This window comes from Luteimonas sp. FCS-9, assembly GCF_001014645.1.
GTDB lineage: Bacteria > Pseudomonadota > Gammaproteobacteria > Xanthomonadales > Xanthomonadaceae > Luteimonas.
Genome location: NZ_LASZ01000002.1, coordinates 269,796 through 292,322, shown reverse-complemented (window position 1 = coordinate 292,322; position 22,527 = coordinate 269,796). Strand labels below are relative to the sequence as shown.

Here is a 22,527-nt window from a genome sequence, read left to right as displayed (position 1 = left end):
CGCGGCGCCAAAGGTATCCGCCGTCGCTAGAGCAAGGGCACCAACAGCAGCGCCACGATGTTGATGATCTTGATCAGGGGATTGATCGCCGGGCCGGCGGTGTCCTTGTAGGGATCGCCGACGGTGTCGCCGGTGACGGCCGCCTTGTGTGCCTCGCTGCCCTTGCCGCCGTGGAAGCCGTCCTCGATGTACTTCTTGGCGTTGTCCCAGGCGCCGCCGCCGGTGGTCATCGAGATCGCGACGAACAGGCCGGTGACGATCGTGCCGATCAGCAGGCCGCCCAGCGCGCGGATGCCCGCCCCCGGCCCCATCAGCGCGTTCATGCCCAGCGCGACCACGACCGGGACCAGCACCGGCAGCAGCGAGGGCAGGATCATTTCCTTGATCGCGGATTTCGTCAGCATGTCGACCGCGCGGTCGTACTGCGGCTTGCCGGTGCCGGCCATGATCCCGGGGATCTCGCGGAACTGCCGGCGCACCTCCTCGACGACCGCGCCCGCGGCGCGGCCGACGGCCTCCATCGCCATCGCGCCGAACAGGTAGGGGATCAGGCCGCCGACGAACAGGCCGATGATCACCGCCGGGTCGGCGAGATCGAAGCGGAACTCGACGCCGGGGTACTTCGCTTCGAGGTTGTGGGTGAAATCGGCGAACAGCACCAGCGCCGCGAGCGCCGCCGAGCCGATCGCATAGCCCTTGGTCACCGCCTTTGTGGTGTTGCCGACCGCGTCGAGCGGATCGGTGATCTCGCGCACCTCCGGCGGCAACTCAGCCATCTCGGCGATGCCGCCGGCGTTGTCGGTGATCGGCCCGTACGCGTCGAGCGCGACGATCATGCCGGCCATCGACAGCATCGCGGTCGCCGCGATCGCGATGCCGTAGAGCCCGGCGAACGAGAAGCAGGCCCAGATCGCGAAGCACACCGCCACCACCGGCAGCGCGGTCGACTTCATCGACACGCCGAGCCCGGCGATGATGTTGGTGCCGTGGCCCGTCGTCGAGGCCTGCGCAATGTGCCGGACCGGCCCGTACTGCGTGCCGGTGTAGTACTCGGTGATCCAGACGATCGCGCCGGTGAGCAGCAGCCCGATCAGCGCGCACCAGTAGAGGTTGCCGGCGCCGTGCGCGTTGTCGGCCATCAGCTGCGTGGTGATCGGCCAGAACAGCGCCGCGGCGATCACGCCCGAGACGATTACGCCCTTGTACAGCGCGCCCATGATCGAGCCGCCCGCCCGCACGCGCACGAAGAACGTGCCGACGATCGAGGCCAGGATCGAGGCGCCGCCGAGCACCAGCGGATACAGCACACCGTTGCCGCCCACGCTGTCGGCCATCAGGTAGCCCAGCAGCATCGTCGCGATCACCGTGACCGCGTAGGTCTCGAACAGGTCGGCGGCCATGCCCGCGCAGTCGCCGACGTTGTCGCCGACGTTGTCGGCGATCACCGCCGGGTTGCGTGGGTCGTCCTCCGGGATGCCGGCCTCGACCTTGCCCACCAGGTCCGCGCCCACGTCGGCGCCCTTGGTGAAGATGCCGCCGCCCAGCCGCGCGAAGATCGAGATCAGCGAACTGCCGAAGGCCAGGCCGACCAGCGCATGCAGCGCCGCCTCGCCGACGATGCCGAAGCGCGGCAGCAGCATCCAGTAGCCGGCCACGCCCAGCAGCCCCAGCCCGACGACGAGCATGCCGGTGATCGCGCCGCCGCGGAACGCGACGTCCATCGCCGGGCCGATGCCGCGCCGCGCGGCCTCGGCGGTGCGCACGTTGGCGCGCACCGAGACATTCATGCCGATGTAGCCCGCCGCGCCCGAGAGCACCGCGCCCAGCAGGAAGCCCAGCCCGGTCGCCCATCCCAGGAACAGCCCGATCAGCACGAACAGCACCGCGCCGGCGATCGCGATCGTCAGGTACTGGCGGTTGAGGTAGGCGCGCGCGCCTTCCTGGATCGCACCGGCGATCTGCTGCATCCGTTCGTTGCCGGCCGGTTGCCGGTTGATCCAACCGGCGGAGACCACGCCGTAGACGATTGCGATGGCGGCGCAGCCCAGCGCCAGCCATAGACCGTGTTGCTCGAGCATGGACCCCCTCCCGAAAGTGGTGATGCCAGACAGAACAGCGATGGTGCGGCCCGACTATGGCACAGCGCAGGCATGAGGGCATGCCGCGGCGCCGCGAGGCCTCAATCGCCCGGAGCGACCTGCAGCGCGGGCACGCCGGCCGCGTCGCAGTGCAGGCGCAGCGGCGCGCCGAAGGCCTGCGATAGCAATCCGGCATCCAGCATGTCGGCCCGCGGCCCCTCGGCCAGTACCCGGCCCTCGCGCAGCAGCACGACGTGCCCGATCTCGGGCACCAGTTCCTCGGCGTGGTGGGTCACCAGCACCAGCGTGGTGCCGCCGCGCGCCAGCGCGCGCAGGCGGTCGAGCAACTGCGCGCGCGCAACGACGTCGAGTCCGGTCGAGGGCTCGTCGAGCAGCAGCGCCTCGGGCCGATGGACCAGCGCACGCGCGATGAGCACCCGCCGCGCTTCGCCGGCCGACAGCGTCGCGTAGCGGCGCCCGGCCAGGTGCGCGGCGGCCATCGCGGCCCGCGCCTCGTGCGCGGCGATCCGCAGTGCGTCGTCGACCAGGGCCGGCGCCACCGGCGCGATGCTGCCGTACGCGGCGGCAACGACCGCAGCGTCCACCCGGAGGGCGGGGACGGAGAGCAGGTCCTGGTGGATGCGGCCGGTGACGATGCCCAGCCGCGCGCGCAGCCGGGCCACGTCTCCCAGTCGCGCGCCGAACACGCGCACCGGCGGCGTGCCGTCGGGATGCGCCAGCGCGTGCAGCTCGCGGGTGAGCAACTGCACGAGCGTGGACTTGCCGCAGCCGTTCGCACCTAGGATCGCGGTGTGGCGACCGGCCGGGATCCGCAGCCGCAGTGCATGCAGCACGGTGCGGCCGTCGCGGACCACGGTCGCATCATGGAGCTCGAGCAGCGGTGGTGTCGGGACCTGGGGCGTGTTCATCTGGTGCGCAGTGTGACAGGCCTGAACGGCAGCGCTCACCATACGGCCGGGCAGGGATGGCAATCGTCCCGGGCCCGTCCCATCATGAGGCGCACCCGAACCCGATCGTCCGTCGCCATGTCCGTCTCGATCTTCGACCTGTTGTCCGGTGGCCTGCTGCAGCTGGGGTGGGGCGCAATGCTGCTCTACCTGCTGGCCGTCACCCAGCTCACCATCTTCGCCGTCACCCTGTACCTGCACCGCAGCCAGGCACATCGCGGCGTCGACTTCCATCCCGCCGTCGCGCACGTCTTCCGGTTCTGGACGTGGTTGACCACGTCGATGATCACCCGCGAGTGGGTCGCGATCCATCGCAAACACCACGCCAAGTGCGAGACCGAGGACGATCCGCACAGCCCCATGCACAAGGGCATCGGCAACGTCTTCTGGCGCGGCGTGGAGCTGTATCGCGAGGCGCGCGCGCAGCGGGCCGACATCGAGCAGTACGGCAAGGGCGCGCCCGACGACTGGATCGAGCACCGGCTCTACACCCCGCACGCGAACCTGGGGCCGACGGTGCTGCTGCTGGCGAGCTTCGTGCTGTTCGGCTTCAAGGGCGTCGCGGTCTGGGCGATCCAGATGGCATGGATCCCGTTCTGGGCCGCCGGCGTGGTCAACGGGCTGGGCCACTGGTGGGGCTATCGCAACTTCGAGACCACCGACACCGCGACCAACCTCACGCCATGGGGCGTGTGGATCGGCGGCGAGGAACTGCACAACAACCACCATGCGTTTCCCAGCTCGGCAAAGTTCGCGCTGCGCCGCTGGGAGTTCGACATCGGTTGGATGGTCATCAAGGGCCTGGAGAAGCTGCGCCTGGCGAAGGTGCTGCGCGTCGCGCCGTCGCTGGACGTGCGCCCGAACATCCACGTGCCCGACACCGACACGATGAAGGCGCTGCTGGCGCACCGGTTCCAGGCGATGACCGACTACCAGCGCAACGTGCTGGGCCCCGCGCTGCGCGAGGAAGCCCAGGCCGCGGGCGCGAAGCTGCGCGCGCTGCTGCCGCGCAAGCTGCGCAAGGGCCTGGTCGACGACGGCCGCTGGCTGCCGCCCGACGCGCGCGCGCAGCTGCAGAGCTGGGTCGCCCAGCGGCCGCGCATCCGGACCTTGGTCGAGTACCGCGCGCGCCTGGCAGCGCTGCTGGAAGCGCGTTCGCTCAACGCCGGCGAGACGCTGCAGAACCTGCAGGCGTGGTGCCGCGAGGCCGAGGCCAGCGGCATCCGCGCGCTGCAGGACTACTCGGCGCGGCTCAAGGGCTACTCGCTGCAGAGCGCACGCGCCTGAGCCGGCGCGGGGCGATGCCGCGTCCGACCGGCGCGCGCGTGGCGATCGTCGCATGGCTGGCGATCGCGCTGGCAGGCGTGGGCTTGGCGCCGGCCGCGGGCGCCCAGGTCGCGCGCACGTCCGAGTACCTGGAGCGGATGGACGCCGACGGCGACGGGCGCGTCTCGCTCGCCGAGTACCAGGCGTGGATGGGCTACGCCTTCGACCGCATGGACCGCGACGGAGACGGCGTGTTGTCGGCCGACGAATTGCCGGGCGGCCAGGGCCGCCCGATTACAAGGGCCGAGCATCTGGCGCGCCTCGCCGCGACCTTCAATCGCCAGGACCGCAACCGCGACGGCTTTCTCGACGCTCGGGAGCTTGCGGCGCCGCCGCAGCGCTGACGGTGTCCGCGATCCGGGCACGCGCGCGAAGCCGAGCCCGGTGGTGCAATCCCTGGGCTGCGCCGGTCGACGCATGCCTGCGTGCCCCCGCCGCGGCCTGTCGGCTTTGCTCCAGCTCCGAAGACCCCGTAGCCCGGCTACGTCCGGGTGCCTGGTTTCTCGCGCGCGGGCCATCACGAATCGGTATGGCATGGATGTCAGCCCCGGACGCGGAGCCCGCCCGCGCGACGACGTAGCAGGCGACGCATGCCGTGCCTTCGGTCTTTTGACACAGCGACTCCGACGCCTTGAACGACGAACGCCGGCCCAAGGCCGGCGTTCGGGTCTCGCGTGGCCGCTTGGCCCCGCCGATGTGGCTACTTGGTGATGTCGACGTTGCGCGTCTCGCGCAGGAAGAACGTCCCGATCACCAGGGTCATGATCGCGATGCCGATCGGATACCACAGGCCGTAGTAGATGTTGCCCGTGCCGGCCACCAGCGCGAACGAGATCGCGGGCAGGAAGCCGCCGAACCATCCGTTGCCGATGTGGTAGGGCAGCGACATCGAGGTGTAGCGGATCCGGGTGGGGAACAGCTCGACCAGGTAGGCCGCGATCGGGCCGTAGACCATCGTGACGTAGAGCACCAGGATCCACAGCAGCAGGATCGTCATCGGCACGTTGATGCGCTCGGTGGCGGCCTTCTCCGGGTAACCGGCCTGGGTCAGCGCCGCCTTCAGCACGCCACCGAACTCGCCCTGCTGGGTCTTGAGCGCATCGCCTGCCAGTCCCTCGGCCTCATAGGACGTGACGACGGTCTGGCCGACATGTACCTGGGCCAGCGAGCCGACCGGCGCCGCCTCGACGCTGTAGGGCACGCCGGCGCGGGTCAACGCGGCGGTCGCGACGTCGCACGAGCTGGTGAACTTGCGGATGCCCACCGGATCGAACTGGAAGCTGCAGGTCTTGGGATCGGCGACCACGACGGCAGGAGAGTTGGTGCTCGCTTCCTCGATCGCCGGGTTGGCATAGTGGGTGATGCCCTTGAAGATCGGGATGTAGGTGACCGCAGCGATCAGGCAACCGGCCATGATGATCTTCTTGCGGCCGATCCGATCCGACAGCCAGCCGAAGAACAGGAAGAACGGCGTGGCCAGCAGCAGCGCAGCGGCGATCAGCAGGTAGGACACCGTGAGGTCCACCTTGAGCATGCTCTGCAGGTAGAACAGCGCGTAGAACTGACCCGCATACCAGACCACGGCCTGACCGGCGGTCGCGCCGAAGAGCACCAGCAGCATCAGTTTCAAGTTGCCGCCCTTGAGCGAGTCGCGGAACGGCATCTTCGAGCCCTTGCCCTGTGCCTTCATTTCCTGGAACAGCGGCGATTCGGACAGCTGCAGGCGGATCCATACCGAGATGCCCAGCAGCACGATCGAGCCCAGGAACGGAATGCGCCAGCCCCAATCCTCGAACGCTTCGACGCCGAGGATCCAGCGGCAGCCCAGGATCACCGCCAGCGACAGGAACAGGCCCAGGGTCGCAGTGGTCTGGATGAAGCTGGTGTACAGCCCGCGCTTGCCGGCCGGGGCATGCTCGGCGACGTAGGTCGCCGCGCCGCCGTACTCGCCGCCCATCGCCAGGCCCTGGGCCAGTCTCAGCACGATCAGGATCACGGGTGCGGCGACGCCGATCGAGGCGTAGCTGGGCAGCACGCCGACCAGGAAGGTGGAGATGCCCATGATCAGGATCGTGACCAGGAACGTGTATTTGCGCCCGATTCGGTCGCCGAGGCTGCCGAAGAACGCGGCGCCGAACGGCCGGACGAAGAAGCCCGCGGCGAACGCCAGCAGCGTGAAGATCATGCCGGTGGTTTCGTTGACGCCACTGAAGAACTGCCGCGAGATGATGATCGCGAGCGAACCGTAGAGATAGAAGTCGTACCACTCGAAAACGGTGCCGAGGCTGGATGCGAAGATGACCTTCTTGTGGCCTTTCGTCAGCGCGCCCTTGGGCGCTGCGTTGGCGGTCGTGCTGGACATGGGAAGCTTCCCCTCCGAAGCGTGCGTGGGATGGACGGCCCCGGCGGAATGCCGGCGGTCCGGTCGTGCGTGCGGCAGGCGCGCGAGCGCAGTCCGGCGCGGTCGATGCGGCGACCGCGCCGGGGTGGATCAGAACGAGTAGCGGGCCATCGTGTGCAGGCGCATCAGTTCGCCGTCGGCGCCCGATTCGAGCGTGCGTTCGCCCCAGATCGCCTCGACGCCGAAGTCGAGCTTGGGCACCGGCGACCAGATCATGTTGGCGTGCACCGAATGCACCTTGTGGGTCACGCCCGGGCCGGTCCAGGCGATGTCGTTGTCCCACTGCGAGCGGGCATAGAACAGGTTGCCGCGCACCGTCGGGCTGAACACCTGGCGCAGGCCGAAGTAACCCGCCCAGCCGCCGAGCGCGTCGAGGTTGCCGGCGGCGTCGACCATCGCGTCCTGCTGGATCGTCGCCAGGCCGATGTAGCGGCCGATGCCCTCGCCGCCGCTGACTTGGTAGCGGATGTCGGTGCGCTCGCCCAGCTTGACCAGGCCGCTGACGGTCGCGCCGAAGCCGGTGTCGGTGCTGTCCAGGCCCGGTGCGGGCTCGTACTTGAGCTGGCGCGCCATGCCGGCGAAGCTCACGTGGCCCCAGTCGGCTTTGTGGGTGTAGCGGGCGATGACGTCGGGGATCGCGCTGTTGTCGCCGGCGATGATCCGCGCCGCGCCGCCGTAGGGCTGCACCGTCGTCTCCGGGCTCTCGACCGACACCGTCCACGGGCCGCTGGTGTAGCGGACCTGCGGCTGGCGCACGAACACGACCGCGTCGGTCGGGCCCACGAAGTCCACCGCGTCGATCAGCGCGTTGGTGTCCATGAAGTTCGACCAGGTCTGGCCGACCAGCCAGTTGTTGTAGGTCAGGTAGGCGTGGCGCAGCGTGGCGCCGTAGGTGTTGGTCGCCGCCGAGTTGCCGAGCGTGCCGCCGAAGAAGTCCATCTCCACGCGCGCACCAAGCTTGTCGCCCGAGTCGAGCACCGTGCTGGCGTCGAACCACAGCCGCGAGAACTTCGCGTGCGCGTCCATGTAGGTGTCCGGGCCCTCGCCGCCGACCGGGATCGCGCCGGGCACGTAGAAGTCGCGCCCCGCCGTCCCCTTGGCGATGTCGCCGTCGGTGGTCTTGGTGGCCATGCCGTCGACGCGGATCATGCCGCCGACCGTGAACGTCGTGCCCGGGTTGGCCTGCGGGGTGATCGTCGTGGCCTGGATCGGCTGGCTGCCGGCCGGTGCGGCGGCGACGGCCGGGGTCGAGGCCTGGGCGGTGCGGACCTCCTGCACCTGAGCGGCGGTCTGCTGCTGCTGGCCGAGCAGCGCCTGCACCTGCGCTTCGAGCTGGGCGATCCGGGCCTCGAGCTCGCGCTCCTTGGCGGTCTGTGCGAACGCGGCGCCCGGCAGCGCGAGCCCGACGAGCACGGCGGCCGTGAGCAGGCGCGGACGGGCCTTCGCGGCGATGGTCTGTGTCATGTCCCCTCCCGAGGGATGCGTGGAGCCTGGTCGAACCGGCGCGCGGTCCTTCACGCAGACTGCATGGCCGCGCGCCGCCCGCCCATTCGCCATTGGTCGAAGTGCGGCCGGGTGCGGGCAGGGCCGGTGGTCGCCATGCGCAGACGGGGCCGCCCTGCTAGACCAAGGTCCTAGCGTCGCCGGCGGACGAATGCGGCACACTGGCGCGACGTGCAAGAAGGGGAGATGTCCCGATGTCCAGTCCCGAAGAACTCCACCCGGTTCCGGCCGGTTTCGCCGGTCCCGACACCATCACCCGGGCCGACTACGAGCGCGACTACGCGCAGTCGGTCCAGGATCCCGAGGCCTTCTGGGGAAAGGTCGCCCAGCGGCTCGACTGGTACCGGCCGCCGACCCGGATCCGCGACGTCAGCTACGACCTGTCGGACTTCCGCATCCGCTGGTTCGACGACGGCGAGCTCAACGTCAGCGTCAACTGCCTGGACCGCCACCTGGCGCGCAACGGCGACAAGACCGCGCTGATCTGGGAGCCCGACGGCCCCGACACCGGGGCGCGCCACGTCAGCTACCGCGAACTGCACGCCCGCGTGTGCCGGCTGGCCAACGCGCTGCGCAACCTCGGTGTCGCCAAGGGCGACCGGGTCACGATCTACCTGCCGATGATCGTCGAGGCCGCGGTGGCGATGCTCGCCTGCGCCCGCATCGGCGCGGTGCACTCGGTGGTGTTCGGCGGCTTCTCGCCCAACTCGATCGCCGACCGCGTCGGCGACTGCGGCAGCAAGCTGATCATCACCGCCGACGAGGGCATGCGCGGCGGCAAGCGCGTGCCGCTGAAGGCCAACGTCGACGCCGCGCTCAGGCTGCCCGGCACGCAGAGCGTGGAGACCGTCCTCGTCGTGCGCCACACCGGCGGTGCGGTCGACATGCAGATGCCGCGTGACCGCTGGTACGACGCGGTCGTCGATGCGCAGCCCGACACCTGCGAGCCCGAGCGCATGAACGCGGAAGACCCGCTGTTCATCCTCTACACCTCCGGCTCGACCGGCAAGCCCAAGGGCGTGCTGCACACCACCGCCGGCTACCTGCTGTTCGCCAGCTACACGCATGCGTCGGTGTTCGACCTGCGCGACGACGACGTCTACTGGTGCACCGCCGACGTGGGCTGGGTGACCGGCCACAGCTACATCGTCTACGGGCCGCTCGCGAACGCGGCGACCTCGCTGGTGTTCGAAGGCGTGCCGAACTACCCGAGCGTGTCGCGTTTCTGGGAAGTCATCGACAAGCACAAGGTCACGATCTTCTACACCGCGCCGACCGCGATCCGCGCGCTGATGCGCGAGGGCGAGGCGGCGGTGAAGAAGACCTCGCGCGCGAGCCTGCGCCTGCTGGGCAGCGTCGGCGAGCCGATCAATCCCGAGGCCTGGCGCTGGTACGCCGACGTCGTCGGCGACGGGCGCTGCCCGATCGTCGACACCTGGTGGCAGACCGAGACCGGCGGCATCCTGATCTCGCCGCTGCCCGGCGCGATCGACGCCAAGCCCGGCTCGGCGACCAAGCCGTTCTTCGGCGTGCAGCCGGCGCTGGTCGACGCCAACGGCACGATCCTCGAGGGCGCGGCCGAGGGCAACCTGGTCATCACCGACTCGTGGCCGGGGCAGATGCGCAGCGTCTACGGCGACCATCAGCGCTTCATCGACACCTACTTCAAGGCCTATCCGGGCATGTACTTCACCGGCGATGGCTGCCGGCGAGACGAGGACGGCTACTACTGGATCACCGGGCGCGTGGACGACGTCATCAACGTGTCGGGCCACCGCATCGGCACCGCCGAACTCGAGAGCGCGCTGGTGCTCCATCCCAAGGTCGCCGAGGCCGCGGTCGTCGGATTCCCGCACGACATCAAGGGGCAGGGCATCTACGCCTACGTCACGCTGAAGGCCGACGAGGAGTACACCGAGGAACTGCGCAAGGAACTGGTCGCGCACGTGCGCCGCGAGATCGGGCCGACCGCGACGCCCGACCACATCCAGTGGGCGCCGGGCCTGCCCAAGACCCGCTCGGGCAAGATCATGCGGCGCATCCTGCGCAAGATCGCCGAGAACGCGCCCGACCAGCTCGGCGACACCAGTACGCTGGCCGACCCGTCGGTCGTCGACGCGCTGGTCAAGGAGCGGTACGTCCCCAACGCCTGACCCCGCCCCGATGACGACCCTGCTGATCGCCGACGACCATCCTCTGTTCCGCGAGGCCCTGCGCGGGGCGATCTCGCGCGCCGTGCCCGATGCCCGGCTGCGCGAGGCGCACAACGCCGAGGCGCTGTACGCGATGGTCGAGGCCGAGCCCGACGCCGACCTGCTGATGCTCGACCTCAACATGCCCGGCGCCCAGGGCTTCAGCGCGCTGGTGCACCTGCGCGCGCAGTTCCCGCAACTGCCCGTGCTGATGGTGTCCGCGCGCGAGGAGCCGGCGGTCATGCGCCGGGCGCTCGACCACGGCGCGGCCGGCTTCGTGCCCAAGTCGGCCGATGCCGAGACGCTCGGGCGCGCGGTCGCACAGGTGCTCGACGGCGACCGATTCGTGCCCGAGGCCGCGGTCTCCGCGCCGGCGGTCTCGGCCGGCGAGCACGATGTCGCTGCGCGGCTGCGCGACCTCACCCCGCAGCAGTTCCGCGTGCTGCAGATGCTCGGCGACGGCATGCTCAACAAGCAGATCGCCTACGAGCTCGGCGTCTCCGAGGCCACGGTCAAGGCGCACATGACGGCTGTGCTGCGCAAGCTCGGCGCCTCCAACCGCACCCAGGCGGTGCTGATCGCCGGCAAGCTCGCGGTCGATCCCGACCTCGACGGCATCCCGCCCGACGCGCGTTGAAGGCGCTTTAGCCGCGCGCTTGCGCGCGATGGGTCTTCCACGGAACGCGTGATGGGTTTCCAAGGAATGCGCCATCGCGCGCGAGCGCGCTCCTACAGGTCGTGGAGCGATCGGCGATGCGGATATGCGCACGACGGTCCGCCCCCCCGACACACTGATGTTCTTATGGCCGCCGTAGGCGCGCGCTTGCGCACGCCTGCGGAACGCGGCGATCAGCGGTGCCGGTACGCCCGCGGCAGGCCGCCTTCGCTGGCCGGTGTCGCCGGCGGCAGGTAGCGGTCGCGCAGTTCGGTCTGGCGCGAGCGCATCTCGATCGCGCGGCCGCCGAACCACACCTGGTCGGCGGTGTGGGCCACGTCCAGCGGGTCGCCCGACCACAGCACCAGGTCGGCGGTGCGTCCGACGGCGATCGTGCCGATCGCGGCGTCGACGCCGAACGCCTCGGCGGGCACGCGCGTGAGGCCGGCCAGCCCGGCGTCCCACGGCAGGCCGTGCGCGACCGCGTTGCCGGCGAGTTGGCGCAGCTTGCGGGCGTTGTGCGAGGCATCGCTGGCCTGCGCGAATCCCACGCGCACGCCGGCCGCATGCAGGCGCGCGGCGTTCTCGAGCGTGGCGCCGATCTGGTCGAAGTCCGACGGCAGGTTGACCAGCGGGTCGACGAACACCGGCACGCCCGCGGCCGCAAGCTCGGGCGCCAGCTTCCAGGCCTCGGCGCCGCCGCGGATCGCGATGCGCAGGCCGTGGCGCTTGCTCCAGCGCAGCAACTGGCGGATGTCGGAAGCGCGGTTGACGCCGACGACGATCGTGCCCTGGCCATCGAGGTAGGGCGCCAGCGCGCGCTTGCCGGCCGGCGTCAGCGACGCGACGTGGGAATCGGCCGGCAGCCGGCCGCGCGCCTCGTCGATCAGCTGGTCGAGCAGCATCCACTGCGCCGCGCGCGACTGCCCGCTCTGCTCGGCGCCGGCGCTGCCCAGCGCCAGGTAGAGCACCTTCGGCCCGGCCGGATCGACGCTGCCGTCCAGGCGCATCGCCGCGCCCTGGCCGCCGACGATCGCATTGGCGTTGCCGGCCGACAGCAGCGTGAAGCCGATGCCTTCCACGCGTGCGACCGGGATCACGATCGAGTCGGGATTGAACGCCAGCGTGACGTCGAACTCCGGCCGCACGACCATGTCCTCGGCCTGGCCGAGCGACAGGCGGTCGTCGCGGGTGCCGCGCTCGCCCGAGACCTCTTCGATGCCGATCCCGGTCACGCCGCCGAACAGCGTCGGCGTCAGCGGACGGCCGCCGGCCTCGACGACCGGCACGCCGGCCGCCGACAGCCCGGTGCCCACCGCGGCGATGCGTCCGCCGCGCACCAGCACGTCGGCCTCGCGCAGCGTGCCCTGCGGGCCGGCGGTGTGGACCGTCGCGCCGCGGATCAGCACGTCCTGCGCGGCGACGGGCAGCGTGGCGGCGACGAGCGCGCCCACGCACAGCAGGCGCGCGATCGCGCGCGGGAAGCGTCGGGTCGGGACAGGGCGGCTCATCGGGCACCTCCGGCGGCGGCCGCACCCTGGCCGAGCATGAAGTCCGTCACCGGCTGGCGCGACGGATCGAACCGGTCGTAGACGTGCGCGCCGTCGATCCACACCTGCTCGGCGAGCGCGTAGACGCTGAACGGGTTGCCGTTCCACAGCACCACGTCGCCCATCTTGCCGGGCGCCAGCGTGCCGGTGGACTCGAGCACGCCCAGCGACCGGGCCGCATTCTCGGTCAGCCAGCGGATCGCGTGCTCGGGCGCGATGTCGAGCCCGGCGCGCCTGGCGCTGGCCAGCACCTTCGCCGTCTCCTGGTTGAGGCGCTGGATGCCCTCGTCGGAGTCCGAATGCACGATCGCGCAGCCGCCGGGCGCGCGGTCGACGATCGCGATGTTCTCCTGGATGCCGTCGAAGGCCTCCATCTTGAAGCCCCACCAGTCGGCCCACAGCGCGCCGCACACGCCCTCGGCGGCCAGCCGGTCGGCGATCTTGTAGGCCTCCACGCCGTGGTGGAACGCGGTGATGCGGAAGTCGAACTCGCGCGCGAGATCCAGCATCTGCGCCATCTCGTCGGCGCGGTAGCAGTGGATGTGCACGAGGATGTCGCCGTCCATCGCGCCGGCCAGCGTCTCGAGCTTGAGGTCGCGCTTGCCGGGCGCGTCGCCCGCCTGCTTGCGGCGGTACTCGGCGGCGTCGATCAGCGCCGCGCGGTAGCCGGCGACGTTGCCCATGCGCGTGGCCGGGCCGCCCTTCTCGCCGTAGACGCGCTTGGGGTTCTCGCCGCAGGCCATCTTCAGCCCGTAGGGCGCGCCCGGGAACTTCATGTCCTGCACCGTGGTGGCGGCGACGTTCTTGAGTGTGACGCCGCGCCCGCCCACGAGGTTCGCCGAGCCGGGCAGGATCTGCAGCGTGGTGATGCCGCCGGCCAGCGCCGCGCCGAAGCCGGGATCCTGCGGCCACACCGAATGCTCGGCCCACACCTGCGCGGTGATCGGCGCGGTGGCCTCGTTGCCGTCGCTGTGCGCGCGTGCGCCGGGGCTGGGATACACGCCCAGGTGGGAATGCACGTCGATCAGGCCCGGGGTCACCCACTTGCCGGTGCCGTCGACGCGCAGCGCGTCGGCCGGCACGTCGAGCCCGCGGCCGACCGCGGCGATGCGGCCCTCGCGCAGCAGCACGTCGGCGCCGTCCAGGCGCTGGCCATCGCCGACGAGCACGGTGGCGCCGCTGATCAGCACCGGTGCGGCGGCGATCGGCGCATAGGTGCTGGCATAGGGCGTCTGCGCGGACGCGGACGTATGCGCAGACGATCCGGAGGATGCGGTGGTGGCGCAGCCGCCCAGCAGGGCGGCCGCCAGGGCGGCGGACAACAGGCGAGACATCGACAACTCCCCGAAGCGATGGTGAAGGCGGCGCCGCGTGCGTGCGCCGGCGAAACGAAGCAGGTCGAGTGTAACCGCGTCGTCACGCTGCGCACTGCGACTGCGCGCGCAGTTGGCGCCACGCGTGTCGCCGTCGCGGTGCGAGAATGCGGGCGGGACAACGGAGAAGACGATGAAAGAAAAAGAACAGATCGTCGGCAACTGGCTGCCGCGCTACACCGGCGTGCCGCTGGACCAGTTCGGCGACCACATCCTGCTGACCAACTTCGGCGGCTACCTGCACCACTTCGCCCGCCTGGCCGGCACCGAGGTCGTCGGCCTCGACAGGCCGATGCCCAGCGCCACCGCCGACGGCATCACGATGATCAATTTCGGCATGGGCAGCCCGAACGCGGCGACGATGATGGATCTGCTGTCGGCGATCATGCCCAAGTCGGTGCTGTTCCTGGGCAAGTGCGGTGGGCTCAAGCGCAAGAACCAGCTCGGCGATCTGGTGCTGCCGATCGCGGCGATCCGCGGCGAGGGCACCAGCAGCGATTACCTGCTGCCCGAGGTGCCGGCGCTGCCGGCGTTTGCGCTGCAGCGCGCGGTCTCGACGATGATCCGCGACCTCGGCCATGACTACTGGACCGGCACCGTCTACACCACCAACCGCCGGGTCTGGGAGCACGACGACGCGTTCAAGGAACGCCTGCGGGCGATGCGCTGCATGGCCATCGACATGGAGACGGCGACGATCTTCGCGGCCGGGTTCGCCAACCGCATCCCGTCCGGTGCGCTGCTGCTGGTCAGCGACCAGCCGATGATTCCAGAAGGGGTCAAGACCGAGGCCTCCGATGCCCGGGTGAGCGCGGACTTCGTCGAGCGCCACATCCAGATCGGCATCGAGGCGCTGAAGCTGATCCGGCGCCACGGCAAGTCCGTCCGGCATCTGCGCTTCGACGAGTGAGGCATCGCAGGGGAGCTGTCTCCGCTCGGGGCGGTTTCTGGAACTGAAGGCCGAGACGGCGTGAGCCGGTGGCGGAGCAGAGGGGCCGCCAGCCCGGGGAAGTCGGACAAAAAGGCTCTTCGCCGAAGTCCGGGGAAGCTTGCTCTGCACTCGATGGCGTTCGTCTTCGGGGCGCGCGTCGCGCCGGCCGGGAACTGCTCCCCGGCTCGGTCAGCCCGCTCCGCGGTCCGGCCCGGCGAAGCACGCCGGGCGTTCGTGTGGGCTGCGCGGCATGCCGCGCGAGCAGCCCACACTCACCCATGGCTGACTCGCCGCCGCGGACCATCCATGGCCCGCTATCGCAATCCCCGGCCAGCACGACGCACTGAGGCCGAAGGCGCACGACTTCTTCCAGCGGGCGACTCTGCGTCTACTCGAAATCGGGCTGCATACGTCCGCAGCAGTAGACCGACGGCCGGTGGCCGCGTTAAGCGCGCCATGGATGGCGCGCGCCCGAGTCAAGGCAGGATGCCTTGACCGAGGGGAGAGCGGCTTCCGGCTGGCGGGCTGCTGCCCATCCGAAGCGGCACTCCGATTCCCGCATCTGAGAGAAGAGCCAAAAAAACGCCCCGCGATGCGGGGCGTTCTTTCGTGCCCGGAGGCCTCAGCGCTTCATCGACGAGAAGAACTCGTCGTTGGACTTCGTGCTCTTCATCTTGTCGAGCAGGAACTCCATCGCCGCGATCTCGTCCATCGGGTGCAGCAGCTTGCGCAGGATCCAGATCTTCTGCAGCAGCTCCGGCTCGATCAGCAGGTCCTCGCGGCGGGTGCCCGACTGGTTGACGTTGATCGCCGGGTAGACGCGCTTCTCGGTGATGCGGCGGTCGAGGTGGACTTCCGAGTTGCCGGTGCCCTTGAACTCCTCGTAGATCACCTTGTCCATCGCGCTACCGGTGTCGACCAGCGCAGTGGCGATGATCGTCAGCGAACCGCCTTCCTCGACGTTGCGCGCGGCGCCGAAGAAGCGCTTGGGCCGGTGCATCGCGTTGGCGTCAACGCCGCCGGTGAGCACCTTGCCCGAACTCGGCACGACGTTGTTGTAGGCGCGAGCCAGGCGGGTGATCGAGTCGAGCAGGATGACCACGTCCTTCTTGTGCTCGACCAGGCGCTTGGCGCGCTCGATCACCATCTCGGCGACCTGCACGTGGCGCGCGGCCGGCTCGTCGAAGGTCGAGCTGATGACCTCGCCGCGCACGGTGCGCTGCATCTCGGTCACTTCCTCGGGCCGCTCGTCGATCAGCAGCACGATCAGGTGCACGTCGGGGTGGTTGTAGGTGATGGCGCTGGCGACCTGCTGCATCATCATCGTCTTGCCGGCCTTCGGCGGCGAGACGATCAGCGCGCGCTGGCCCTTGCCCTGCGGCGCCATCAGGTCGAGCACGCGGCCGGCGATGTCCTCGCTGGAGCCGTCGCCGCGCTCGAGCTTGAAGCGCTTGCGGGGGAACAGCGGGGTCAGGTTCTCGAACAGCACCTTGCCCTTGCTGGCTTCCGGCGGTTCGCCGTTGATCGTGTCGACGACCGACAGCGCGAAGTAGCGCTCGCCGTCCTTCGGCCAGCGGATGCGGCCGAGCAGATGGTCGCCGGTGCGCAGGTTGAAGCGGCGGATCTGGCTGGGCGAGATGTAGACGTCGTCCGGGCCGGCCAGGTAGCTGGCCTCGGCCGCGCGCAGGAAGCCGTAGCCGTCGGGCAGGATCTCGAGCACGCCGTCGGCGACGACGCCCTCGCCGTGGCGGGTCAGCACCTTGAGCAGCGCGAAGATCACGTCCTGCTTGCGCGCGCGCGCCACGCCCTCGATCGCGAGTTGGTCGGCGATGTCGAGCAGCTTGTGCGCCGGCATCCGCTTCAGGTCGCTCAGCGAGTACTGCGGGAAGCCCTCGGGCACGTTCGGCGGCGGCAGGCGCTGCGCGTGGTCGTTGCCGCCGTCCTGCGGCAGGCCGTCGTCGCGGCCACCGCGCTGGCGGTCGCGCCGGTTCTTGAAGCGGTCGCGGCGGTTGCCCTGGTCCTGGCGATCCTGGCGGTTGTTCTGGTAGGGCTGTTGCTGCTGCGGACGCTGCTCGCCGCCCTGGCGGGGCTCGCCGCCGTTGCGGGGCTGCTCGCCGCGCGGGGCGCCGTCCTGCGGCGCGGCATCGCCGGTCCGGGCGGGCGGGGCGCGCTGCGCATCGGCGGGGGGCGTCGCGTCGGCCGCCGGTCGCGGCGCGGCGGGCGCGGCAGGCGCGGTGTCCTGGGCCGGAAGCTGGAGCTGGGACTGGGCGGCGTCGGAAGCGGGCTCGGCGGCCTTTTTGGCCACGCGGGGCTTGCGGACGCGCTTGACGGCGGTGTCGCCGGCCGGCGTGCCGGCGTCGTCGGGGGTGTTGTCGGACAAGAGAAGGATCCTCGCTCGGTGCGAGCGCCCGGAGGGCGGAAGGTGGAAACGGGCAGGGCCGGGACGTCACGCCCGGCGGGTGCAGTTCAGATGGGTGCGGCAGGCGAATGCCTGCCGGAGTCGCGCAAACCTAGCATCGCCGCGGGGGCGGCGGCAAGCGCCTGCGGCCGCGGCGATTCAGGCCGGGGCCGCTCGCGGCGGCCTCGAAGGCCGCCGGGGGGTCAGAGCGCCTTGTCGATCAGCTGGGCCAGCTGGGCCTTGCCCACGGCGCCGATCTGGGTGCCGTGGACCTGGCCGTCCTTGAACACCAGCAGCATCGGGATCGAGCGTACGTGGTACTTCAGCGCGGTGGCCTGGTTCTGGTCGACATCGACCTTGACCACCTTGGCGCGCCCGGCGTAGTCGCCGGCCAGCTCGTCGAGCGCCGGGGCGATCATCCGGCAGGGCCCGCACCAAGGCGCCCAGAAGTCCACCAGCACCGGCACGTCGGCCTGCAGCACGGTGGCGTCGAAGTCGGAATCGGTGGCATGGATGACGCGTTCGCTCACGGGCTTCTCCGGATCAAGGAGGCGCCGGCTGCGGCAGCGGCGCCGGGATGGATGGTAAAGTGGGGGATCGTCGGCCCGAATCAAGGCGGCGCATCCGCGGGACGACCCACGCGTCCTGCATCCAGGCAGTCTGCGTTGCGGATGCCTCCCACGCAAGCACGCGGCGCCCACTGCCGGCGACGCCCGGATACAGACCTACGCATGAGCGACAAACCCCTGACCGACCTCACCTTCGCCTCCTTCGAGCTGCATCCGGCCCTGCAGGCCGGCCTGGAAGGCGCGGGCTTCACCCGCTGCACCCCGATCCAGGCGCTGACGCTGCCGCTGGCCCTCAACGGCCGCGACGTCGCCGGCCAGGCGCAGACCGGCACCGGCAAGACGCTGGCGTTCCTGGTCGCGGTGATCAACCGCCTGCTGACCCGCCCGGCGCTGGCCGACCGCAAGCCCGAGGACCCGCGCGCGCTGATCCTGGCGCCGACCCGCGAACTCGCGATCCAGATCCACAAGGACGCGGTCAAGTTCGGCAGCGAGCTGGGCCTGAAGTTCGCGCTCGTCTACGGCGGCGTCGACTACGACAAGCAGCGCCAGATCCTGCAGGAGGGCGCGGACGTCATCATCGCGACCCCCGGCCGGCTGATCGACTACGTCAAGCAGCACAAGGTCGTCAGCCTGCACGCCTGCGAGATGTGCGTGCTCGACGAGGCCGACCGGATGTTCGACCTGGGCTTCATCAAGGACATCCGCTTCCTGCTGCGCCGCATGCCGGTGCGCACCGAGCGCCAGACGCTGCTGTTCTCGGCGACGCTGAGCCACCGCGTGCTCGAGCTCGCCTACGAGCACATGAACGAGCCCGAGAAGCTCGTCGTGGAGACCGAGTCGATCACCGCCGCGCGCGTGCGCCAGCGCATGTACTACCCGGCCGACGACGAGAAGCTGCCGCTGCTGATCGGCCTGCTGTCGCGCAGCGAGGGCGCGCGCACGATGGTGTTCGTCAACACCAAGGCGTTCGTCGAGCGCGTCGCGCGCGCGCTGGAGAAGGCGGGCTACCGCGTCGGCGTGCTGTCGGGCGACGTGCCGCAGAAGAAGCGCGAATCGCTGCTCAAGAAGTTCCAGGCCGGCCAGCTCGAACTGCTGGTGGCGACCGACGTCGCCGCCCGCGGCCTGCACATCGACGGCGTGAGCCACGTCTTCAACTACGACCTGCCGTTCGACGCCGAGGACTACGTGCACCGCATCGGGCGCACCGCGCGCCTGGGCGCCGAGGGCGACGCGATCAGCTTCGCCTGCGAGCGCTACGCGACCTCGCTGCCCGACATCGAGGCCTACATCGAGCAGAAGATCCCGTCCGAGCCGGTCACCCAGGAACTGCTGACCGCGTTGCCGCGCAAGCCGCGCGAGGGTGTCGAGCTCGATGCCGCCGAGGGCGAGAGCGTGGGCGAGATCTTCCGCGAGGTGCGCGAGGCGCGTGCCGCCGAGGACGCCAAGCGCGGCGGTGGTCGCGATGGCCGTCCGGGCGGCGGCCGCGGTCCGCGCAGCGCGTCGGGCGAACGTGGTGAGCGCGGCGAGCGGCCGCGTCGGCGCAAGCCGCGGCCGGCGGGCGAGGCCACCGACGGCGTCGCCGCCGAGGCGACCGAGGCCGCACCCGCACCCGCAGCCGCAGCGCCGGTCATCGACGCCGCCGGCGCCGTGGCCCAGGCGATGCCCGATGCGTCCAAGCCGCCGCGCAAGCGCCGGCGTCGTCGTCGCGGCCAGAAGGTCGAGGGCGCCGAGGGCGCACCGACGCAGGCCGACGCCGCCGCACCGGTAGCCGCGCCTGTCGCGCCGGCGCCGCGCAATGGCGGCAATGGTGGCCAGGGCCCGCGCGAGGTCCGTCCGACCCAGCGCCAGGCGCCGGCCGCATCCGCCGAGAAGACGCCGTCGCTGCTGAGCCGGATCGGTCGCGGCCTGCGCCGGCTGGTCTCGGGTGGCGACACGCGCTGATCCGGGAGCGGGTCGCGTCTACCGGAAGCCCCGCTGCGGCGGGGCTTTTCGCGTTCTGACGACGACCCTCGCGAGCGTGCATGCGTGCGATCGGGCGCTCCCGGGGCCGCCTCGTCGCGCGCGAGCGCGCACCGGCAGGGACGGGAGCGCCGTCGACGCCGCAGCCCACGCGTTCCCTGCGATACTGGTACGCATGAGCGTTCTGCGATTCGACAACGTGAGCAAGCAGTACGCCGGCGGCCATGTCGCGCTGTCGGACGTCAATTTCGCCGTGTCGGCGGGCGAGATGCTGTTCGTCACCGGCCACTCGGGCGCGGGCAAGAGCACGCTGCTCAAGCTGATCCACCTGGCCGAGCGGCCGAGCCGCGGCGCGGTGGTGTTCGCCGAGCGCAACCTGCTGAAGGTGCGCGGGCGCAGCGTCGCGCTGCATCGTCGCGAGGTGGGCGTGGTGTTCCAGGATCACCGGCTGCTGTCGGATCGCAGCGTGTTCGACAACATCGCGCTGCCGCTGATCCTGCGCGGCCAGCGTCGCGGCGAGATCGGCAAGCGCGTGCGCAGCGTGCTCGAGCGCCTGGGCCTGGGCAACCGCGAGCGCGCGCTGCCGACGCAGCTCTCGGCCGGCGAGCAGCAGCGGGTGGGCATCGCGCGCGCGATCGTCGGCGAGCCGCGGCTGCTGGTCGCCGACGAGCCGACCGGCAACCTCGACCCGACGCTGTCGGCCGAGATCATGGCGCTGTTCGCCGAGCTGCCCGAGCGCGGCACCAGCGTGCTGATCGCCAGCCACGACCTGGGCCTGGTCAAGCGCATGAAGAAGCGCACGCTGGTGCTCGACCACGGCACGCTGGCCGACGACATTGCGCCCGAGGACCTCGCCGATGCCTGAGGCGCCCCGCAACCAGCCGGCCCGCGCCGGCGCATCCCCGGTCGGCACCTGGGTCGACCACCACGTCTACAGCTTCGTCGCCAGCCTCGGCCGCGTGTTCCGCAAGCCCTGGTCGACCGCGCTGACGATCGGCGTGATGGCCGTCGCGCTGGCGCTGCCGCTGGGCCTGTGGCTGGTGCTCGACAACGTCGGCCGGCTCGGCGGCAGCATCGACGCCTCGCGCGAGATCAGCGTGTTCCTGCAGCAGGACGTCGACGCCGCGCGTGCCGATGCGCTGGCCGGCGAGCTGCGCGCGCGCCCCGACGTCGGCAGCGTGGTGCACCGCACGCCCGACGAGGGCCTGGCGGAGCTGCGCGAGCGCGGCGAGTTCGGCCAGGCGATCGACGTGCTCGACGAGAACCCGCTGCCGCACGTGCTGGTCCTGACGCCCGCCGGCGACGAGATGCTGCTGGCCGATGCGCTGCGCGGCCTGCCCGAGGCCGAACTGGTGCAGCACGACGCCCAGTGGCGCCAGCGCCTGGACGGCTGGCTGCGTTTCGGCGGGCGCGTGGTCTGGGTGCTAGCCGCGCTGCTGGGACTGGGCGCGCTGCTGGTCGTGGGCAACACGGTGCGCCTGGACATCCAGTCGCGGCGCGAGGAACTCGGCGTGCTGCAGCTGCTGGGCGCCACCGACGGCTTCATCCGCCGCCCGTTCCTCTACCTGGGTGCGTGGTACGGCCTGGCGGCCGGCGCGGTCGCGCTTGCGCTGCTGGGCGCGGCGGCCAGCGCGTTGCGTGCGCCGCTGGCCGAGCTGGCAGCGAGCTACGGCGCCGCGTTCGCGCTGCGCGGGTTCGGGCCGCTGGGCGTGCTCGCGGTGCTCGCCGGCTCGACGGCCCTGGGCTGGCTCGGCGGCGGCATCGTCACCGGCCACTTCCTGCGGCAGACGCGGCCCGACAATGCCTGAGTCGCACGTGGCAGTCGCCGAGGCCGAGGCCGGGTCCCGGATCCGGCTTGAGCCGTCGTGGAAGGCGCACGTGGGCGACTGGCTGCGCCGCGACGACATGCAGGCGCTGTCGGCGTTCCTGCGCGCGCGACGCGCCGACGGTGCGCGGATCCATCCGCCGGGACCGGACATCTTCGCCGCGTTCGAGGCGACGCCGTTCGATGCGGTCAAGGTCGTGATCCTCGGGCAGGACCCGTACCACGGGCCCGGCCAGGCCCACGGGCTGTCGTTCTCTGTGCGCCCCGACGTGCGGATCCCGCCGTCGCTGGACAACATGTTCAAGGAGATCGCGCGCGACCTCGGCCTGCCACGGCCCGACCACGGCTGGCTGATGCCGTGGGCGCGCCAGGGCGTGCTGCTGCTCAACGCGGTGCTGACGGTCGAGGAAGGCCGGGCCGGCTCGCACCAGGGCAAGGGCTGGGAGGGCTTCACCGACCACGTCGTCGACACCCTCAACCGCGAGCGCGAGGGCCTGGTGTTCCTGCTGTGGGGCAGCTACGCGCAGGCCAAGGGCAAGCTGGTCGACACGCGTCGTCACCGGGTGCTGCGCAGCACCCACCCCTCGCCGCTGTCGGCGCACCGCGGCTTCCTGGGCTGCGGCCATTTCTCGGCCGCCAACGACTACCTGCAACGTCGCGGCGAGCATCCGATCGACTGGTCGCTGCCACCGCGGGCCTCGCTCGCATAAAAAAACCCGGCAGCGCGAGCTGCCGGGTCGGCCCGGGCGAGGGAGGGAGCGCCCGGGTGTTCGGGGGCCAGCGGGCCGTGGCCCGCTGG

17 protein-coding genes are annotated in these 22,527 nt (G+C 71.0%); 9 read left to right on the top strand and 8 right to left on the bottom strand.

Annotated elements, in window-relative coordinates:
* Positions 1-26: 26 nt before the first annotated feature.
* Positions 27-2,078, bottom strand: a complete 2,052-nt coding sequence (locus WQ56_RS02940) for a sodium-translocating pyrophosphatase (RefSeq protein ID WP_047135562.1) — start codon at positions 2,076-2,078, stop codon at positions 27-29.
* A gap of 101 nt (positions 2,079-2,179) precedes the next feature.
* The gene (locus WQ56_RS02935; RefSeq protein ID WP_082132143.1) at positions 2,180-3,007 is read right to left on the bottom strand and encodes an ATP-binding cassette domain-containing protein; all 828 of its coding nucleotides are present in this window, start codon (positions 3,005-3,007) and stop codon (positions 2,180-2,182) included.
* Positions 3,008-3,124: 117 nt separating this feature from the next.
* Here WQ56_RS02935 and WQ56_RS02930 point away from each other — a divergent pair, with 117 nt between their 5' ends.
* Positions 3,125-4,333 (top strand): fatty acid desaturase, encoded by a 1,209-nt coding sequence (locus WQ56_RS02930; RefSeq protein WP_047135561.1) that lies wholly within the window; start codon positions 3,125-3,127, stop codon positions 4,331-4,333.
* Positions 4,334-4,347: 14 nt separating this feature from the next.
* Positions 4,348-4,716 carry an EF-hand domain-containing protein gene (locus WQ56_RS02925; RefSeq protein ID WP_082132142.1) on the top strand — a complete coding sequence of 123 codons (369 nt, stop codon included), beginning with the start codon at positions 4,348-4,350 and terminating at the stop codon, positions 4,714-4,716.
* 356 nt (positions 4,717-5,072) lie between these two features.
* Here the strand turns inward: WQ56_RS02925 and WQ56_RS02920 are convergent, their stop codons facing one another.
* Together WQ56_RS02920 and WQ56_RS02915 are read right to left on the bottom strand one after the other, a co-directional pair.
* On the bottom strand, positions 5,073-6,734 hold the full coding sequence (locus WQ56_RS02920) for an MFS transporter (RefSeq protein WP_047135560.1): 1,662 nt from the start codon (positions 6,732-6,734) through the stop codon (positions 5,073-5,075).
* A 129-nt stretch (positions 6,735-6,863) separates the two neighbouring features.
* Complete coding sequence (locus WQ56_RS02915; RefSeq protein ID WP_047135559.1) at positions 6,864-8,237, bottom strand: DcaP family trimeric outer membrane transporter; 1,374 nt, start codon at positions 8,235-8,237, stop codon at positions 6,864-6,866.
* 233 nt (positions 8,238-8,470) lie between these two features.
* Between WQ56_RS02915 and acs the strand changes: the two genes are divergently transcribed.
* Together acs and WQ56_RS02905 are read left to right on the top strand one after the other, a co-directional pair.
* Positions 8,471-10,429: an acetate--CoA ligase gene (gene acs, locus WQ56_RS02910; protein ID WP_047135558.1), complete on the top strand. Its 1,959-nt coding sequence runs from the start codon at positions 8,471-8,473 to the stop codon at positions 10,427-10,429.
* Positions 10,430-10,439: 10 nt separating this feature from the next.
* On the top strand, positions 10,440-11,105 hold the full coding sequence (locus tag WQ56_RS02905; RefSeq protein ID WP_047135557.1) for a response regulator transcription factor: 666 nt from the start codon (positions 10,440-10,442) through the stop codon (positions 11,103-11,105).
* Positions 11,106-11,317: 212 nt separating this feature from the next.
* On the opposite strand, the gene WQ56_RS02900 is transcribed toward WQ56_RS02905, so the two are convergent.
* Positions 11,318-12,634: an amidohydrolase family protein gene (locus WQ56_RS02900; protein WP_047135556.1), complete on the bottom strand. Its 1,317-nt coding sequence runs from the start codon at positions 12,632-12,634 to the stop codon at positions 11,318-11,320.
* Complete coding sequence (locus WQ56_RS02895; protein WP_047135555.1) at positions 12,631-14,007, bottom strand: amidohydrolase; 1,377 nt, start codon at positions 14,005-14,007, stop codon at positions 12,631-12,633. Before WQ56_RS02895 ends, WQ56_RS02900 begins: the two co-directional genes overlap by 4 nt.
* A 172-nt stretch (positions 14,008-14,179) precedes the next feature.
* Here WQ56_RS02895 and WQ56_RS02890 point away from each other — a divergent pair, with 172 nt between their 5' ends.
* Positions 14,180-14,956, top strand: a complete 777-nt coding sequence (locus WQ56_RS02890; RefSeq protein ID WP_047135554.1) for an AMP nucleosidase — start codon at positions 14,180-14,182, stop codon at positions 14,954-14,956.
* Between the two features lie 643 nt (positions 14,957-15,599).
* On the opposite strand, the gene rho is transcribed toward WQ56_RS02890, so the two are convergent.
* Positions 15,600-17,357 carry a transcription termination factor Rho gene (rho, locus tag WQ56_RS02885; protein WP_047135553.1) on the bottom strand — a complete coding sequence of 586 codons (1,758 nt, stop codon included), beginning with the start codon at positions 17,355-17,357 and terminating at the stop codon, positions 15,600-15,602.
* Between the two features lie 221 nt (positions 17,358-17,578).
* The gene (trxA, locus tag WQ56_RS02880) at positions 17,579-17,905 is read right to left on the bottom strand and encodes a thioredoxin (RefSeq protein ID WP_047135552.1); all 327 of its coding nucleotides are present in this window, start codon (positions 17,903-17,905) and stop codon (positions 17,579-17,581) included.
* A gap of 201 nt (positions 17,906-18,106) precedes the next feature.
* Here trxA and rhlB point away from each other — a divergent pair, with 201 nt between their 5' ends.
* The 4 genes from rhlB (at position 18,107) to ung (ending at position 22,438) form a co-directional block, all read left to right on the top strand.
* Positions 18,107-19,885 (top strand): ATP-dependent RNA helicase RhlB, encoded by a 1,779-nt coding sequence (gene rhlB, locus WQ56_RS02875; protein ID WP_047135551.1) that lies wholly within the window; start codon positions 18,107-18,109, stop codon positions 19,883-19,885.
* 193 nt (positions 19,886-20,078) lie between these two features.
* The gene (gene ftsE, locus WQ56_RS02870) at positions 20,079-20,768 is read left to right on the top strand and encodes a cell division ATP-binding protein FtsE (protein ID WP_047135550.1); all 690 of its coding nucleotides are present in this window, start codon (positions 20,079-20,081) and stop codon (positions 20,766-20,768) included.
* Entirely contained in the window at positions 20,761-21,711 is a 951-nt protein-coding gene (ftsX, locus tag WQ56_RS02865; RefSeq protein WP_047135549.1) for a permease-like cell division protein FtsX, read from the top strand. Before ftsE ends, ftsX begins: the two co-directional genes overlap by 8 nt.
* Positions 21,704-22,438: a uracil-DNA glycosylase gene (gene ung / locus WQ56_RS02860; RefSeq protein WP_047135548.1), complete on the top strand. Its 735-nt coding sequence runs from the start codon at positions 21,704-21,706 to the stop codon at positions 22,436-22,438. The genes ftsX and ung overlap by 8 nt, the downstream gene beginning before the upstream one ends.
* The last annotated feature ends 89 nt before the right edge of the window (positions 22,439-22,527 follow it).